Origin of the sequence: Winogradskyella sp. SM1960 (genome assembly GCF_020179375.1) — a bacterium.
In the GTDB taxonomy this organism is placed as follows: domain Bacteria; phylum Bacteroidota; class Bacteroidia; order Flavobacteriales; family Flavobacteriaceae; genus Winogradskyella; species Winogradskyella marina.
Genome location: NZ_JAICBG010000004.1, coordinates 176026 through 193980, shown reverse-complemented (window position 1 = coordinate 193980; position 17955 = coordinate 176026). Strand labels below are relative to the sequence as shown.

The window sequence follows — 17955 nt, the reverse complement described above, 5'->3', positions numbered from 1 at the left end:
TATTTATTATAGTCTTACTTTTTTTTCTAAAAAGGAAGTATTTTCACATCATATTTTTCGCTTATAAATTTTATTATGGAATCTATTTCAACAAAAAATGCCGTAGTACATTTTAACTCTGAGGTTTATACAGAATTAAACAACTATATAAAAACAAAAAAACCGTCTAAAATATTTGTCCTGGTAGATACAAATACGCACGATTATTGCCTACCTAAGTTTCTAGAACGATTAGAATCTGACGAAATAGCCGTTGAAGTCATGGAAATGCCAAATGGAGAAGAACATAAATCCATTGATATTTGCACTGGTGTTTGGGAAGCTTTATCCGAATATAACGCAGATCGCAAAAGTTTATTGATTAATCTAGGTGGTGGTGTTGTTACAGATTTAGGTGGTTTTGTAGCAAGTACATACATGCGTGGAATTCCTTACATTAATATACCAACCTCCTTATTAGCTATGGTTGACGCATCTGTTGGAGGAAAAACAGGTGTTGACTTAGGTGCTTTAAAAAATCAAGTTGGTGTGATTAATGAAGGTGAATTGGTAGGTGTTGATACATCATTTTTAGACACGCTTCCGCAAAACGAAATGGTTTCCGGTTTTGCCGAAATGCTAAAACATGGGTTAATTTACGACGAAGTCTATTGGAATACGTTAACACATCTCGAAAAATTAGACATTTCAGACTTAGACCGTTTAATTTATGAGTCTATTGTCATAAAAAACCACGTCGTAACATCGGACCCTAAAGAACAAGGCTTAAGAAAAATATTGAATTTTGGACATACGATTGGCCATGCTATAGAAAGCTACTTCCTGGAAAATGCAGACAAAACTCCATTATTACATGGTGAAGCCATTGCTATAGGTATGATTTTAGAAACCTATTTATCGACCAAGGTTTGTGGACTAAGCAATGAGCATTTAGCTGAAATTACTAATGGAATTTTAAAAACATTCTCTAAAGTCGAAATAAATAAAGCAGATCAAAACCATATCATAGAATTATTAAAATATGATAAGAAAAACAGCCATGGTGTTGTAAAATTTGTGCTTTTAGAAGCTATAGGGAAACCAAAATTAGACTGTGTCATCAGTAATGACCTAATTTTAGAAGCATTTGATTATTATGCGAATTAGAGGTAACGTTCTTTTATAGTTTTGATATGATGATTTTCATGGCCTAAAAGGATATAACCTATTGCTCTAACAGAAATTGGTGAACCCGAAGCATTACCTATAAGTTTTAATGTACCAGCATCAAACGTACTAAACAAAGTAAGCGTCGCCTGCCTTACAGCCTTATATTCTTCTAACAAACTATCAAAAGAACGGTTCTTAGCTCCAGCATGTACTACATAATCATCATGCTCAAAACCTGGGAGGATTGTTTTATCACGTCTAGCAACCCTTAATGCTCTATATGTAAAAATACGTTCCGTATCAATAACATGAAGCAGAACATCTTTTATGGTCCACTTGCCTTCAGCATAAGCATAACTATGTTTTTCTTTAGGAATACTTAAGAAAAAAGAAACAACAGAATTTTGATTTTGCTTTAATCCTTCACAAATACCTATATCCTCATTGATAGCATCAATATAGGGTTGGTAGTAAGTATTGTATTCTGACGTACTTATAGAATTCAAGCTCATATTCGTTTAAATAAAGAATGCCCTGAGTTACAAAAACAAAGGGCATTTGTTAAAATATAATTTAATGATTATAGTTCATTAAAAATAGTATGCATCAATCGTTTTTTATCATTAAGACTTTCTTCTAAAGAAATCATAGTCTCAGTTCTATAAACGCCATCAATGTCATCGATCATAAAAATAATCTCTTTAGCGTGCATGGTTTCTTTAGCTCTAATTTTACAGAAAATATTAAATTTCCCTGTTGTAATATGCGCTACAGTAACATAAGGTATTTCTGATATTCGCTCTAAAACAAATTTAGTTTGCGATGTGTTTTGTAAAAAAACCCCAACATAAGCTATAAATGAATAATCTAGCTTTTGATAATCTAAGGTTAATGATGACCCCATTATAATCCCTGCTTCCTCCATTTTCTTTACACGTACATGAACAGTACCTGCAGAAATCAATAATTTCTTCGCAATATCTGTAAAAGGAATACGCGTATTATCGATAAGCATATCGAGAATTTGGTGATCAACTTCATCTAATTTAAACTTTGCCATAATTGTATAATTGTATAATCTTTAAAGTAAATGCAAAAATAAAACATTTACATTAACAATTATGCATTATAACTGAATATTTTTACGATTTTAATGAGATTCTTTCATTATTCACTATTACGAAATCGATTTCGAAACCTATTTTTAAGTCAAAACCCTCTGTAGTTTTCACTACGTACCCGTTGGCTTCTATTTCTTTATGTCCATACTTATTATTTAGTTTTGAAATTTCTTCAATAACTGGAACAAACTCTAATTTACCATCAATTAATGTCTCTTTATATTGAATAGCAATATCAACTAAATCAACTACACCATTATATTTTGCATTTCTAATAATTATATCATAGAAACATTTAGCATTCTCTGGAATATCAAAATACGCTTCGTACTTACCAATATCAACCTTATTTATAATAACATCTATCCCTTTTAAAATAGCAATAAACATTAATCTTCTCACCTCTTCTCTATTGTAGTCATTTTTAAAATGTCCTGCTTCATATAATAACGTAGGCACACCAAAACTTTGAAAAGTATCTCCAACACAATTCAGATTAAAACCATCATCATAACGCCCTATTCCATTTGGAATCTCTGCTTGCAGCAAATCATTGATTTCGGCAATTATAGTCATTGCAGCTTTTCTATTCGTTGTTAACTGACGACCTTGATCTTGTGCAGGCGACAAAAATGATAGTGTCGCAACATTTTCTGTCTCTCCAGCACTAAAAATGGTTCGTTGACCATGAAGATTAAAACAATAATCGGGTTTAAAATCGATATAAAGTTGACGTAGTATTTTACTTTCTGGCTGAGATACATTTTGCGCATCTCTATTTAAATCAATTTCATTTGCATTTATACGCGTAAAACATTTAGCACCATCAGGATTTAAAATAGGAATAACTACTAAAGTACATTGTTCTAAAATTAGTTTTGAAATTTCATGTTCAGTTTCAAATAGATTAAAACAATCAAAAAGTGCTTTTGTCGATGTAGATTCATTGCCGTGCATTTGCGACCACAACAAAATTTTAATTGGTCCATTACCAATTTTCAAACTATATATTGGTCGTTTCTCAACCGAATAGCCAAGTGAAGAAATTTGAGGTTTTAACAAATTTCCAAAACATTTTTCTATATCAGAATTGGTAATATAACGACCAAAAATTTCTGGTGTTTTAACTTCTACAAAGAGACGATTTAAAAGCTCTAGATTCATAAGACTAAATTAGTGGTTACAAATGTAATCATTTGATTAATTACAATTGTAAACAACCAAAAGTCAACAAAACGTTACAACGGTAAACAACCTTGACTTCTGAAATGCTATCACAACTAAAGTTAATTGAAAAATATTCAACAGGAATTAATTCCACACCGTAAAATACTCTTTATCAGTACTCAATATCAGATCACCAAACCTAAACTTTAATAGTGTTTCAAATATTTAATTACATTTAAGGGTTATACAAATACTATTGTTTACATTTGTATCGTTACATCCACAAAACTCAAGTTTACAATGATAAACTCTGTCGATTTTACAAAACGACTACAAAAAGTCATCGATTTTTACAGTGAATCTGCTTCAAGTTTCGCTGAAAAAATCGGGGTTCAGCGCTCAAGTATTTCACACATTTTAAGTGGCAGAAACAAGCCCAGTTTAGACTTTGTAATGAAGGTACTAAACACCTATCCGGAAGTAGAATTGTATTGGCTTATGAATGGGAAAGGAAACTTCCCTAGTCAACCTAAAATTTCAGAATCTCCAAACTCAAACAAATCAGAAATACAAAAAAAGCCTGATCTTCCTAGTCCGAATTCTATGCCTGAATCTAGTTCTGAAATTGATAAAATTGTAATCTTTTATAAAAATGGAACTTTTAAGAGCTACAAGCCTTAGTATTAATTACACTATTCATTATCTTTACAAAAAGATTTATATGAAGTTTTTTCTTTCAATGTTAGTGTTGATTTTATTAACAAGCTGCTACTCAATAGAGCGTAATTGTTCCGATTTTAAAACAGGGACTTTTGAGTTTACATATATCGTTGATGGTATTGAGCAAACTTCACGTTTTAAGCGCACTGAGAATTTCAACATTGATTATCATGAAGAAGAAGCAGATTCATCATCTATTCGATGGATTAATGATTGTGAATTTATATTAAAGAAATTACACCCAACAAACAACTCCGAAAAAGAGGCTATTCACATGAAAATTCTGTCTACAACAGAAGATTCTTATACTTTTGAATATAAACTCGCTATAAAAAGACCTAGCAGAGCTTCAAGGGTTGAAAAAGGGGTTGCTGTAAAAGTAGATTGATCTCTTACTAGCACCCCAAGTTTAGCTTTAATTTGTCTTAAGATCAAACTAGGTTTTACTAAAAGTTAAAACAACAAATAAACCTCACAAAGCAATAGAACGTTAATTAAGAGCCGCTTAACTAATATTAGTCAGAACTTTAAGATGCGTAAATTTGGATTCCTTATATTTCGTAAATATTTAATATAGACACCTTAAGACTCCAAATAAATAACACGCTGATTTAATGCTTTTTAATTCAATAGAATATCTTATCTTTTTACCAATAGTACTTATCATCTATTGGACTCTTAAAGCAAATTATAAGAATCAAAATATTTTATTACTGATTTCAAGCTATGTGTTTTATGGCTGGTGGGACTATAGATTTCTATCACTTATAATATTCAGTTCTTTTTTAGATTATTATGTTGGACAAAGAATTGAAGAAGCCAAAGAGCAAAAGCACAAAAAGCGTTGGTTGTTAGTAAGCCTTTGCTCTAATTTAGGTTTACTAGGCATATTTAAATACTATAATTTTTTTGCCGATACTTTTGCTATTTCTATGTCTTCTATAGGATGGGAAGTAAACGATCTAACTTTAAATATAATACTACCCGTTGGAATAAGCTTTTATACCTTCCAAACCTTAAGCTATAGTATTGATATTTATAGAAATCAAATAAAGGCTAGCAGAGACATTGTTAGTTTTTTCACTTTTGTGAGTCTCTTTCCACAGCTAGTAGCAGGTCCGATAGAACGCGCCTCTAATTTGATTCCACAAATTCAAAACAAAAGAAACCTAAACCTTACTTTATTAAAAACAGGTGTTTTTCAGATATTTATCGGATTATTTAGAAAGGTAGCTATCGCTGACAACTTAGGTGTCTATGTTGATTCAGTATATGCTAATTATGAAATACATAACAGCTCCACCCTTTTAGTTGCAACTATTTTTTATGCTTTTCAGATATATTTTGATTTTTCCGGTTATTCAGATATAGCTATTGGAAGTGCCAAAATGTTTGGATTTAAATTTAATAGGAATTTTAACTTTCCGTATTTCTCTAAAACACTTACTGAGTTCTGGAGACGATGGCACATGTCGCTTTCTTTTTGGTTACGAGACTATTTATATATTTCACTAGGAGGAAACAGAAAAGGAGTTATAATAACATACAGAAACTTACTTCTAACAATGTTGATTGGCGGATTATGGCATGGCAGCTCTTGGAATTTTGTAATTTGGGGAGGAATTCATGGCCTTTTCCTAAGTCTTGAAAAATACACGTTTTCCGCGTTAAAAATTAGAACATTTAATACGTTTGGATACTTGTACACATTTATTGTTGTTCTTATTTCATGGGTGTTTTTTAGAGCTCCTGATTTTCATTCTGCATCAACAATTATAACAGAGCTATTTAGCTTCAATTACGGCTCACTTTTTATTGGTGATATAAATGCTTTTGTAAACGGATTGCTATTACTTTTAATTGGTATTTTAATAGATTTAAAAATATTTAGATCTAATGTTACATTAGAAGATTACGGTATTCGATTCAGTACTATAAAACTAACATTTATTGTTTCGGTTATTATCATAATGCTCTGCCTATTCTATTCAACAGCAGAAAACTTTATTTATTTTCAATTTTAAACGATGAACTCAGATATAACTAAAAAAATTATTCAAATCATTGTACTTACATTAGTAATAAGTTATGGACTGGATAAGCTAGTCTTTTTCAGTTTAAATAAGGTTAGCGATAAAGTAATGACAGGTCAAGCTATAGGTAAACTCAACCATTTCTTATCATTAAAAGATTCTACCAATTTATTAGTATTTGGCAACTCACGAGCCAACAGACACATAGATGTTGCCATGTTGAGCAAAAATGGCTTTAACATGGGTATTGACGGCATTGGTGTTGCTTATAATAGCACACTGATTAACACCCTAAACAAAGACCTGAAACAAATAGTGTTAGTCCACATTGATACAAAGAATTTTTTTGATAATGATTATACCGGATCTGATGTTAATGCTTTAAAAACAAAGTTTCACCGAAACCCAATTATTACAAAAGTGTTAGATAGTACGAGTCAGCTGTCTACTTTACAAAAATTCTACTACAGCATGAATTACAATGGAACATCTATAGGTATACTCAAAAACTATTTTAGACCAAATTATAACTTCAAAAGTTATAATGGCTATGACGGTTTAGTGGTCACTTCTTCTCAAGAAAAAATAAGAGACATAGTTTTAGCTAAATCAATTTCAAACAAAGAATGCACTGACAATCATCAAATCAACACAACCGCTTTAAACTATTTAAAATCTATTAAATCATTTTCTGAAAAAGCACCAAATAAGACTTTTATATTTATTACCTCGCCAATTTATCATGACACCTGTGAAATTGATAACAAAATGCTTAACGAAATAATGCAAGAATTGAATTTGACTTATACAGATTTCACAAATCTTTACAAGGACAATAAGGATAATTCTTACTGGAAAGACGCAACTCACATGTCTAACAAAGGTGCTGAAGCCTTTTCTAACCATTTATTGCAAAAATATAAGTCATTTCAGTTAAAACAATGACCCCTGCCCTTTATCCCCCAAATCGACATCATCTCTCTCTGACGAATTCTTAGACTGCGGTTTTTCGTCGGACTCAGACTTTGTAGACTTAAGTGTTTCTTCATCAACAACCTCTATATCGTCTGCAGGAACTTCTTCAGGTGCTTCATAAGGCAACGGATCTAGTAGACTTACTTGATTTATTTTATCCTTCGTTAACTGATTCCCTAAAGCTGTAATCCCTTTAACTGAAATAAATTCTTCAAGATTCACCTCCATATTAGGCTTACGATCCTTACCGCGTTCTTTAGTAAACTCCACGTCTACCACTGGCTTCCAATCGGTTGAAACAATCTCTAATTGAGAATCTGGATGATCTGAAATAAAATCTTCCTCCTTACCTTCTTGTTCTATTAAAAAACGTTTTACATAATAGCGTTCTTTTTCACCATCGTAATAAATGGCAGATATTGGTTTCTTGGGAATCCATTTCTCTAACACAATCATATCGCTATCAAAATGCGTTGTCAATTCTGGAATGATTGTTTTTACAATTCCCGATTGGTTAATAACAAGCAATCTATCCTCGCCTCTAAATTCTCCTATTAACTCACCTCTATCATCAACGTTTAAACGCCGAACGGTATCATCAAACCAAATTTTACGTGGTTTTAATGTGGATACTCCTTTTTCTTTTAACTCCACACGCTTAATTGCGTATTTTGTTACACGATTTCCTTTTGAAGACCTTCCTTTTATAAGAATTTCAGCAAAATCTAAATCCCACTTCAACTTCTTTATACTACCAACTTGGCGCAACATAATCGTTACAACTTCAGCTTCACCATTAGGATTTGCAGAAAAATACCATAGCGCAGACCCCTTATTTCCGTTAGTTAAATCATATTCACGATCACGCGTCATACTCGTTACGGCAAATCGTTTTACATACGAAGGACCTCCTTTACCGTCGCGATAAATCATATTATAAATCGTACGCTTATCTTTTTTCTTAAAAACAGCAACATGAATAATGTTCTTCCCAATAAAGGTTTTAGAATCTACTTTTGTCACCATCATAGTACCTTGGTTGGTGAACACAATAATATCGTCAATATCACTACAATCACAGACATACTCATCGCGTTTTAACGATGTTCCAATGAAACCTTCTGCTCTATTAACGTAAAGTTTTGTATTTCTTATTACTACTTTTGTTGCATCGACATCATCAAATATTCTGATTTCTGTTTTACGCTCTTTCCCCTCTCCGTAGTCGGCTTTTAATCTTTCGAAATACGCTATAGCATAATCAATTAGGTTCGCTAAGTGATGTTTTACTTCAGCTATCTGATCTTCTAACGCATCTATTTTTTGCTGCGCTTTATCAATATCAAATTTAGAAATACGCTTAATTCTAATTTCTGTTAAACGCGTTATATCTTCAACTGTAATGGCACGTTTTAAATGTTTGATGTGTGGTTGCAAACCTTTATCTATCGCATTAATAACGCCATCCCAAGTTTCCTCTTCTTCAATGTCGCGATAGATTCTATTTTCAATAAAAATACGCTCAAGCGATGCAAAATGCCATTGTTCTTGAAATTCTCCTAACTTTATCTCTAACTCACTTTTTAAAAGCTGTACAGTATTATCTGTAGAACGACGCAACATTTCCGTAACACCTACAAAGTAAGGCTTGTTATCCTCAATAACACAACCTAGTGGTGAAATTGAAGTTTCACAATTGGTAAAGGCATATAAGGCATCAATTGTTTTATCTGGTGATAATCCTGAAGGCAAGTGAATTAAAATTTCAACCTCAGCTGCAGTATTATCTTCAATTTTCTTTATTTTAATTTTCCCTTTATCATTCGCTTTAAGAATAGAGTCAATTAACGATGATGTAGTTGTTCCATAAGGCACCTCTGTTATCATTAAGGTATTCTTATCGCGTTGCGAAATTAGCGCACGAACTCTCACCTTTCCACCTCGCATACCGTCATTATAATTGGTAAAATCTGCAATACCAGCGGTTGGAAAGTCGGGTAAAATTGTAAATCGTTTTCCTTTTAGATGTTTTACCGAAGCATCAATCAGTTCAATAAAATTGTGTGGTAATATTTTTGTAGACAAACCAACTGCAATTCCTTCACCTCCTTGCGCCAATAACAACGGAAACATCACTGGAAGATTTATAGGCTCTTTACGTCTGCCATCATATGAGGCTTGCCATTCTGTAATTTTCGGATTATAAACTACGTCTAAAGCAAACTTAGAAAGTCGTGCTTCAATATAACGTGATGCTGCTGCACGATCTCCTGTTAAAATATTACCCCAGTTTCCTTGCGTATCTATGAGTAAATCTTTTTGACCAATTTGCACCATAGCATCTGCTATACTCGCATCTCCATGCGGATGGTATTGCATGGTATGACCAACGATATTCGCTACTTTATTGTAACGACCATCGTCTAAATCTTTCATAGAATGCATAATACGACGCTGCACTGGCTTAAACCCATCTTCAATCGCAGGTACAGCACGTTCTAGAATTACGTAGGATGCATAATCTAAGAACCATTCTTTATACATTCCGGTAACCTTAGTAATCGTTTCCTGGTTACCGTCGTCTTCATTTAACAACTCGTCATGTTCTTCTATCATCTATCTTTACAACTTTATACTTTTATTTTCTTTTATAATCTTTCTGAGCGACTGCCTCACATATTTCACCTTTTTTCGTTTTAAAAGGGTGATATTAAAACTTTCTTTCGCAATTTTTCCATTACTTAATGTTGTATAAACAACTAAGCTTTTATATAGAAAATAGTTATTGATTTTATAACCAGATATTTTTTCTCTTGCGACTTCAATTTTATTCTCTCTATAATTAAAAAAATCAGCAACTATTAATCCACTATTTGTAATAATAACCTTAGCACCATCACTATCATATTCAAAAAATCGAGCAACAAAATGCACAACTACAACAGCTACTAATAAGCCTATTAGAACATAAAGCGAACTCCCTTCTACTAAATTATACGATTGAAAAACCGTAGCCAATAAGACGGCAGCAATGATTAATATAAAATAAATGGAAATTATAGTATTTTTTATGTCTCTATTGTCTGTTCTCATGCAACTACTGTCATTATTTACCTTTAATTATATCTTTCGCTATTCTTTCTTTCAAACTGACATCTGCTTTATAATATTCATTACACCAAATATCAACCACTCTAACCCCTACATATCTATCTTTTAAATCGCAATAAAGTCTAACCTCAGAAGGGTCATCTAATTTATCAAAATTAACACTGTAACGATATACTAAATAATCATTATTTGAAATAAGTTTTTCTTTGAGTTTTAGGTTTTCAAAATCACCTAACTTTGTATAAATAGAATCACGCTCATGAACGATATCTGCGGTCCAAGACTTAACTTTTTTTGGGTAAGCTAATAGCTCTGGTTTAATATAGTTTAAAAAAGTAGAATCTTTATATTGATAATTACTTAACACAAACTCCTTATGCTGCTCCATTAAAGTATACGGTAAGTCATCAATGCGTACTACTTGAAGCTCTTCGTCACTAAAAAAACTAAAATCTTCATCCCAATGTGTTTGATAATGCATCCAATGCACTTTATTTTCCTTATTAAAAACAACCCGAAAATCGACAACCCTATCAAATTCGGCATAGTTAGCTTTATACCTAAAGTGTATTCGGTCTAAACTGTCAATGACAACATTTTTTAATTTAACGCTTTTGACCTTTCCAAACCTATCAAAAAGCCAATCACACATATCGTAAATTCTTTGTGGAATGAACCTATTCAAAAATCGACTGGTTGCCTTGCTTTCATCTAGCTTAGGAAAATCGCTTAACTCACAATAATTCAATGCTCCAAAAGCATATTGAAAAGCATTTGCTCTCAATTCATAATCTATACTATCTATCGGGATTTCTTTATTCTGAGCCTTTATACTACTTGAAAAATAAAAAAACACGAATAGTATCGAAATGAATTTCAAATTAAATAATTTAAACATCTTCCTCAATAACATCAAGTTCAACTTTTAAGTTATCAATAATAAACTCTTGACGTGTCGGTGTATTTTTCCCCATGTAGAAAGACAATAACTCTTCAATAGACATCTCTTTATCCAACATCACAGGATCTAAACGAATATCTTCACCTATAAAATGCACAAATTCATCTGGTGAAATCTCACCTAAACCTTTAAATCGAGTGATTTCTGGTTTTGGCTTTAATTTTTCCATGGCGTTGCGTCGCTCCTCTTCCGAATAACAATAAATCGTTTCCTTTTTATTTCGAACTCTAAATAAAGGAGTTTGCAAAATGTACAAATGACCATCTTTTATAACTTCAGGAAAAAATTGCAAGAAAAACGTAATCAACAATAGCCTAATATGCATACCATCCACATCGGCATCCGTTGCGATAACCACATTATTATAACGTAAATCCTCGAGCGATTCTTCAATATTTAAAGCCGCTTGCAAAAGGTTAAACTCTTCATTTTCATATACGATTTTTTTGCTTAAACCGTAACTATTTAAAGGCTTCCCCTTTAAGCTAAAAACTGCTTGTGTATTAACATCGCGCGACTTTGTAATACTTCCCGAAGCCGAATCTCCCTCAGTAATAAATAAAGTCGTGTCTAAATAACCATCCTTTTTTGTGTCACCGAAATGCACACGACAATCGCGCAACTTCTTATTGTGAAGACTTGCCTTCTTCGCTCTGTCTTTGGCTAACTTCCTAATTCCAGATAATTCCTTACGCTCGCGTTCAGCCTGAAGGATTTTTCGTTGGATTTTTTCTGCAGTATCTGGATTTTTATGTAAAAAGTTATCGAAATATGTTTTTACAAAATCATTGATATAAGTTCTAACTGTTGGCAAGTCGCCACCCATATCCGTAGAACCTAACTTTGTTTTTGTCTGACTCTCAAACACAGGCTCCATGACTTTTATAGCAATTGCAGAAACAACGGACTTCCTAATATCTGAAGCTTCATAGTTTTTACCATAAAACTCTCTTATAGTTTTCACTAACGCCTCTCGGTATGCAGACAAATGCGTTCCCCCTTGCGTGGTGTTTTGCCCATTAACAAACGAGTGATACTCTTCGCTATACTGTGTTCTACTATGCGTAATAGCTATTTCAATATCATCTCCTTTAAGATGAATAATAGGATACAACATATCTGATTCGTTAATATTCTCAGATAATAAATCCTTAAGACCGTTTTCACTATAAAATTTTTCACCATTAAAAACAATGGTCAACCCAGGGTTTAGATACACATAGTTTTTAAGCATCTTAACGACATACTCGCTTCGAAACTTATAATTTTTGAATATAATTTCATCAGGAATAAAAGACACCTTTGTTCCTTTTCTTCGCGACGTTTCATCTAAAAGCTCTTGATTGGTAAGATTTCCTTGCTCAAATTCTGCTGATGCCGATTTGCTATCTCTTGTAGATTCTACTCTAAAATAAGACGATAGCGCATTTACAGCTTTGGTACCAACACCATTTAAACCAACTGATTTTTTAAAGGCTTTTGAGTCGTACTTACCACCAGTATTCATCTTAGACACTACATCCACCACTTTTCCTAATGGAATACCGCGACCATAATCGCGCACAATAACGCGTTCACCTTGAATAGAAATCTCAATGGTTTTACCAGCTCCCATCACAAATTCGTCAATGGAATTATCTAAAACCTCTTTTAGAAGAATATAAATACCATCATCAGGAGATGAACCATCACCTAACTTTCCGATATACATACCAGGTCGCATTCGGATGTGTTCTTTCCAATCGAGTGAGCGTATGTTATCTTCGGTATAGCTAGTCTGATCTGACATAAAAGTGGGCAAAATTTAGATGAAAGGCTAAATATAATACTATAGCTTAAAACATGAAATATTGAAGACGTAAAGTAATTAACAACTTATGAGAAATTGAAGTTGATATCGAAAATAAGGTCAAAATTGCATCAAATTGACACGTACAGCACGAATTTGCTGCTATTATTCTGAAATGACAACACCGAATTCCCCTAATAATAAATTGAATTACGTTGTTTTACTTTTTGAAACCATTAGAATTCCTAAAATAACGACAACTGTTCCTATAACCTGAAGAAGTGACAAACTTTCATTTAGGAAAATTACAGCTAGAATAATCGTTGAAATTGGACCAATACCAGCAACTACAGCAAAATTAGAAGAACTGATTAATTTTATGGATATAGATACTAAAAACGATGGAATTACTGTTGCAAAAACCGCAATACACAAGCCTAAAACATAAACTTCCCAAGTAAAGTTAAAGATATCAACATCAGAAAAAATGCCGAAATGAACAAAAACACAAACACAAGACACTAACATCGCATAAGCCGTAAATCGCATGACTCCAAATTTTGGAATTAACCAACCACTTCCTACAAGATACGAAGCGTAAGTTATAGCACTTAGCAGCACAAAAAGACCGCCTAAATAAGTATCTTTTCCAGACATAGAAACCTCACTTCCAAAGGTGATTACAATACCAACATACGTAATTAATATTGCTAATTTTTGAACTTTAGTTATGGCTTTCTTCAGAAACAACTTATTAAATAATAATACGATAGTCGGGTAAACAAATAGAATAATGCGCTCTAAACTCGCTTTTATATACGTTAAACCCACAAAATCAAAATAACTTGCTAAGTAATAACCTACGATTCCAAAAAAAGCGAGCCACGCATAATCTTTAGGAACCGTGGTTTCTTTTTGCTCCTTCCTATACAAATAGACTATGATGATATAAAATGGAAACGAAAACAGCATTCTTAGTAGCAAAACACTAATCGCGTCTACATTATACCGATAGGCTAATTTTACCAATACGGCTTTTGAGGAAAACAAGACGATCCCCAAAACACCAATTAAAACACCATAAATAACATTTTGCTGCGATTTCATTTAACGAAACTATAGTAGAATTTTTATACTTAGAAATTTACAACTGATTAATTACGATGTTCAAGTGGTATAATCTCTTCGGCTTTTATTTTTAGATACTCATTTCTAGTCGTTAACAAATTTTTCATATATCGTTTCAGAAATAAAATATTAGCGAGTTTTCCAAAAATACCAAAAGGCGATTCAAACTGAAACTTATCAACCATTAAGGTTTTTCCTTCTTCATATTTAAAAATATGTTCGTGTTTAAACGATTTAAAAGCGCCAGAAGTCATTTCATCTACAAAATAATAAGGCCTTTCAAATGCTGTAATTTTTGACGTTAGCTTTTGTTTTACACCAAAGTGAGTAGCTTCCCAAGTTACAGACTCTCCTAATTCTATTAAGCCTGAAGTTTTCCCTGCAATAGCTTTTTCGTTAGAATGTTCTAAACTGTGCTGATGAAAATCAATATTACGCGACAAATCGAAGCAAGTTTTAATATCGGCTTTGATTATTGTTTTTATTTCTATGATTGGCATGATTCTATTAAATAAAACAACCTACTGTCTTTTATACAATTCCATAAAAACTCCTAACTGCGAATATCGCTTTACCAAAGTCCAATTCGACATGATTTCATTCAACTCATCATCTTTAGTCTGATTATCTATATTAGAGAGTAATATGAATTGATTTGTTTCTATATTAAAATCCGTATAACGCTCTGCTTCAGTCAGCACTTTAAATTCTGAAAAATTCCGTTCGTTAAAACGAATTCGGGTACCTATTTCAGAAGGCTTAATTCCAACGGAATCTATGTAACGTTCCATTTGCTCTTCAACCTCATAACTATTTAAATACGCTAACGAACTATCCCAAGATTGAGAAATCGTCGCAGGATAAATCCAAAAATGGCCCAAAACAAACATTACCACCACAGCAGAATACATCAGTCGTTTTTTAGCCAAATTAAAATGCGTAATTAAATTGATGAGTAAAATAACGGCCAATAAATAACAAATCATAAAATACCGATCACCAATTGGGTTAGAAAACGGCACCATACCTATAAAGAAGATAAACGCAAATACAAAAAACGCGATGGCTATTCTATCGATTTTAATTGTTTTATTCGATTTGTTTTTAAAGTATTTCACCAATAAGGGCAATAAAAACAAAGCAATAATAAAGCGTCCGTATTCTAGAAAGCACTTAGCATAAACAATGCTATTGACAAACAACTGCTTAAAAGCAACAGGTTGCCTATGTGCATTATAGTTTTCATTTTGAGAAATTAAAAACCAGCCTAACTTTTCATATTGGAAATAACAAAAAGTAGAAACTCTACGACTAACACACCAAAAAAAATAGAATCTGTTTAAAGCTTATCTTTTTTAAATACTCTATCATTTGTGCAAGTTACACATTAAACAAGAAATGCATTACATCACCATCTTTCACAATATAGTTCTTCCCTTCTACCCGCATTTTACCAGCGTCTTTTACTTTAGCTTCACTTCCATATTCCACATAGTCATTATAAGCAATGACTTCTGCTCTAATAAATCCTTTTTCAAAATCAGTATGAATCACTCCTGCAGCCTGTGGTCCTGTAGCACCAACATTAACCGTCCAAGCTCTTACTTCCTTCACACCTGCTGTAAAATAGGTTTGCTGATTCAATAATTTATAAGCTGAACGGATTAATTTAGCAGAACCTGGTTCTTCTAAACCAATATCAGCCAAAAACATTTGGCGCTCTTCATAATCGTCTAATTCATTAATATCAGCTTCTGTACCAACAGCCAACACTAAAACTTCAGCATTTTCGTCTTTAACCGCTTCTTTCACTTTATCCACATAAGCATTTCCTGTATTTGCAGCGCTTTCATCCACGTTACAAACATACATCACCGGCTTATCTGTAATAAACTGAGATGGCTTTACAAATTCCTCGTAATCCTCTTCCGAAAACTCTAATGCTCTTACTGAAGTACCAGCTTCTAATCCTGATTTTATTTTTAAAAGCACAGCTTCTTCTTTCTGGGCTTCTTTATTACCTGTCTTGGCAGCACGTTTTACTTTGTCTAGCTTTTTATCAGCCGTTTCTAAATCTTTAAGCTGCAACTCCATATCAATAGTTTCTTTATCTCTAATAGGATCTACAGAACCATCAACATGTACAATATTCTCATTATCAAAACAACGTAATACATGAAGTATAGCATCAGTTTCTCTAATGTTAGCTAAAAACTGATTTCCTAAACCTTCACCTTTGGAAGCACCTTTTACTAAACCTGCAATATCAACAATCTCTACGGTTGCTGGCAATACGCGCTCTGGCTTCACCAATTCTTCTAATTTCTCTAATCTTGGATCAGGTACATTTACCACACCTATATTAGGTTCTATAGTACAAAACGGAAAGTTAGCACTTTGCGCTTTAGCGTTAGACAAACAGTTAAATAAGGTTGATTTTCCTACGTTTGGTAATCCTACAATTCCAGCTTTCATCGAAAAACTTGTTTTTCGTTCCCACACAAGTGGGAATCTTGTTAATTATTAATCGCAAATTTTGCGAGTGCAAATGTAAGTTATTTGTGGAATAGTTTGAATTATATTTTTTGAAATGATTTTTGGATGAATTTAAGAAAATGTGTTTTTAATTCCATCAGATTAAGTTCGTGTATTAATTTATTAACTATTCATTTAACAACCTACCTATGGTCTTCCTATTACATACTACACGTGTTGGTTATTTCTAAAAAAATAATTACGGACGAAGACACCATTTTTATAACAGAAACTTAATGAACTGAAGCATGCCTTTATTCTTGTTTTATAAAATTCTCAAACCTATTTCTAAATACAGAAAAATAGATTAAAAATAACATGTTTATCATTCCGAGGCACGAGGAATCACATAACACTAACTCAAGCTTATTATGGGATTTCTCACTAACGTTCGAAATGACACAAAACCAAAATTAATGGTTTTTAAAACTGTTATTTAAAAATCCCAAGCCAAAGACTCAGGATTTTAAAATAGCTATAATGATTATAAGATTTCTGTTGGTTGCCTCCAATGCAAATTTTTAGGCTTGCACTACATTCTTAAACGTCGGCGAACTTTCAGTAATACTACCAACTCCTTTTTTATTCACTTTAAAAGTGACATCTTTTATAGTAGTAAACAATATAACTGATAAAAAAGAGGATTTTAAATGTGATTTTAAGATAATTAAGGCCTCGTCTAAAGTCATTTCTTCTTCTATGTCTTCAACCTCTCTTGGTCTGAAACTGTATTTTAGCATCACCCTAAAATCATCTTTGTCATAAATAGGTCTGATAAAAATATTCTTTAATTCGGGTTTACCAATGGTTTTAGCCATCGTTAATTTAGCAAACGTACCTGCTGCTACACTTTCTTTTACTTGTTCCCAGAACTCTACAAAAACATCTTGATAAGTCATACATTTAAAACTATAATATCATTAGATTCTTACTCGCGTTCTAAAAGCTTTTTTGACACTTTGTAAGTCGCAGCATACACTAATCCTTCTTGGCGTTTCTTAAAATCCGAAAATGCTTTAGTGCACCATTTAGGGTCTGTGGCTTTCTTTTTATAGGACTCATGAGAAAAAACACCAAAGATTTCACCATTTAACCAAGGTTCTATTCCATAAACACTAAGTCCAAAATGTTCTGCTCTTTTTAGCACGGTCTCAAAATCAGTTTCTGAAAAATAGTGTATAGACGGATCATCAAAACCATCGTTTACATTTTCTAAATCGTTAAATATATGTTTTTCTAAAAATTCTGATTGTTCCATAGCTTTAT

At 32.6% G+C, this 17955-nt stretch carries 18 protein-coding genes; 5 read left to right on the top strand and 13 right to left on the bottom strand.

What is annotated here, in order from left to right; translation table 11 throughout:
• Positions 1 to 75: 75 nt before the first annotated feature.
• A complete protein-coding gene (gene aroB, locus K1X16_RS11575; RefSeq protein ID WP_225036320.1) occupies positions 76 to 1146 on the top strand; it encodes a 3-dehydroquinate synthase in 1071 nt (356 codons plus the stop codon).
• Here the strand turns inward: aroB and K1X16_RS11570 are convergent.
• The 3 genes from K1X16_RS11570 to K1X16_RS11560 form a co-directional block, all read right to left on the bottom strand.
• Positions 1143 to 1661, bottom strand: a complete 519-nt coding sequence (locus tag K1X16_RS11570; protein ID WP_195870851.1) for a DinB family protein — start codon at positions 1659 to 1661, stop codon at positions 1143 to 1145. The genes aroB and K1X16_RS11570 overlap by 4 nt on opposite strands.
• 68 nt (positions 1662 to 1729) lie before the next feature.
• Positions 1730 to 2209: an Lrp/AsnC family transcriptional regulator gene (locus tag K1X16_RS11565; protein WP_195870852.1), complete on the bottom strand. Its 480-nt coding sequence runs from the start codon at positions 2207 to 2209 to the stop codon at positions 1730 to 1732.
• 82 nt (positions 2210 to 2291) lie between these two features.
• A complete protein-coding gene (locus tag K1X16_RS11560; protein WP_225036316.1) occupies positions 2292 to 3434 on the bottom strand; it encodes a M14 family zinc carboxypeptidase in 1143 nt (380 codons plus the stop codon).
• Between the two features lie 303 nt (positions 3435 to 3737).
• Between K1X16_RS11560 and K1X16_RS11555 the strand changes: the two genes are divergently transcribed.
• From K1X16_RS11555 to K1X16_RS11540, 4 genes are all read left to right on the top strand, one after another.
• Positions 3738 to 4118, top strand: a complete 381-nt coding sequence (locus tag K1X16_RS11555) for a helix-turn-helix domain-containing protein (RefSeq protein WP_195870854.1) — start codon at positions 3738 to 3740, stop codon at positions 4116 to 4118.
• Between the two features lie 40 nt (positions 4119 to 4158).
• A complete protein-coding gene (locus K1X16_RS11550; protein ID WP_195870855.1) occupies positions 4159 to 4545 on the top strand; it encodes a hypothetical protein in 387 nt (128 codons plus the stop codon).
• Between the two features lie 226 nt (positions 4546 to 4771).
• A complete protein-coding gene (locus K1X16_RS11545; RefSeq protein WP_195870856.1) occupies positions 4772 to 6181 on the top strand; it encodes an MBOAT family O-acyltransferase in 1410 nt (469 codons plus the stop codon).
• A 3-nt stretch (positions 6182 to 6184) separates the two neighbouring features.
• Entirely contained in the window at positions 6185 to 7135 is a 951-nt protein-coding gene (locus K1X16_RS11540; protein WP_195870857.1) for an SGNH/GDSL hydrolase family protein, read from the top strand.
• Here K1X16_RS11540 and K1X16_RS11535 read toward each other — a convergent pair.
• From K1X16_RS11535 to K1X16_RS11490, 10 genes are all read right to left on the bottom strand, one after another.
• Complete coding sequence (locus K1X16_RS11535; RefSeq protein WP_225036313.1) at positions 7124 to 9781, bottom strand: DNA gyrase/topoisomerase IV subunit A; 2658 nt, start codon at positions 9779 to 9781, stop codon at positions 7124 to 7126. The genes K1X16_RS11540 and K1X16_RS11535 overlap by 12 nt on opposite strands.
• Before the next feature lie 6 nt (positions 9782 to 9787).
• On the bottom strand, positions 9788 to 10258 hold the full coding sequence (locus K1X16_RS11530; RefSeq protein WP_195870859.1) for a hypothetical protein: 471 nt from the start codon (positions 10256 to 10258) through the stop codon (positions 9788 to 9790).
• Positions 10259 to 10271: 13 nt separating this feature from the next.
• The gene (locus tag K1X16_RS11525; protein ID WP_225036311.1) at positions 10272 to 11156 is read right to left on the bottom strand and encodes a hypothetical protein; all 885 of its coding nucleotides are present in this window, start codon (positions 11154 to 11156) and stop codon (positions 10272 to 10274) included.
• A gap of 10 nt (positions 11157 to 11166) precedes the next feature.
• On the bottom strand, positions 11167 to 13026 hold the full coding sequence (locus K1X16_RS11520) for a DNA topoisomerase IV subunit B (protein WP_225036309.1): 1860 nt from the start codon (positions 13024 to 13026) through the stop codon (positions 11167 to 11169).
• 210 nt (positions 13027 to 13236) lie between these two features.
• On the bottom strand, positions 13237 to 14133 hold the full coding sequence (locus tag K1X16_RS11515; RefSeq protein WP_225036304.1) for a DMT family transporter: 897 nt from the start codon (positions 14131 to 14133) through the stop codon (positions 13237 to 13239).
• A 47-nt stretch (positions 14134 to 14180) separates the two neighbouring features.
• The gene (locus tag K1X16_RS11510) at positions 14181 to 14654 is read right to left on the bottom strand and encodes an SRPBCC family protein (protein WP_225036302.1); all 474 of its coding nucleotides are present in this window, start codon (positions 14652 to 14654) and stop codon (positions 14181 to 14183) included.
• A gap of 21 nt (positions 14655 to 14675) precedes the next feature.
• Positions 14676 to 15272 carry a hypothetical protein gene (locus K1X16_RS11505; RefSeq protein WP_225036301.1) on the bottom strand — a complete coding sequence of 199 codons (597 nt, stop codon included), beginning with the start codon at positions 15270 to 15272 and terminating at the stop codon, positions 14676 to 14678.
• 262 nt (positions 15273 to 15534) lie between these two features.
• Entirely contained in the window at positions 15535 to 16629 is a 1095-nt protein-coding gene (gene ychF, locus K1X16_RS11500) for a redox-regulated ATPase YchF (protein WP_225036300.1), read from the bottom strand.
• A gap of 581 nt (positions 16630 to 17210) precedes the next feature.
• Positions 17211 to 17588: a hypothetical protein gene (locus K1X16_RS11495; protein ID WP_225036299.1), complete on the bottom strand. Its 378-nt coding sequence runs from the start codon at positions 17586 to 17588 to the stop codon at positions 17211 to 17213.
• 29 nt (positions 17589 to 17617) lie between these two features.
• On the bottom strand, positions 17618 to 17947 hold the full coding sequence (locus K1X16_RS11490; RefSeq protein ID WP_225036298.1) for a hypothetical protein: 330 nt from the start codon (positions 17945 to 17947) through the stop codon (positions 17618 to 17620).
• Positions 17948 to 17955 lie beyond the last annotated feature (8 nt).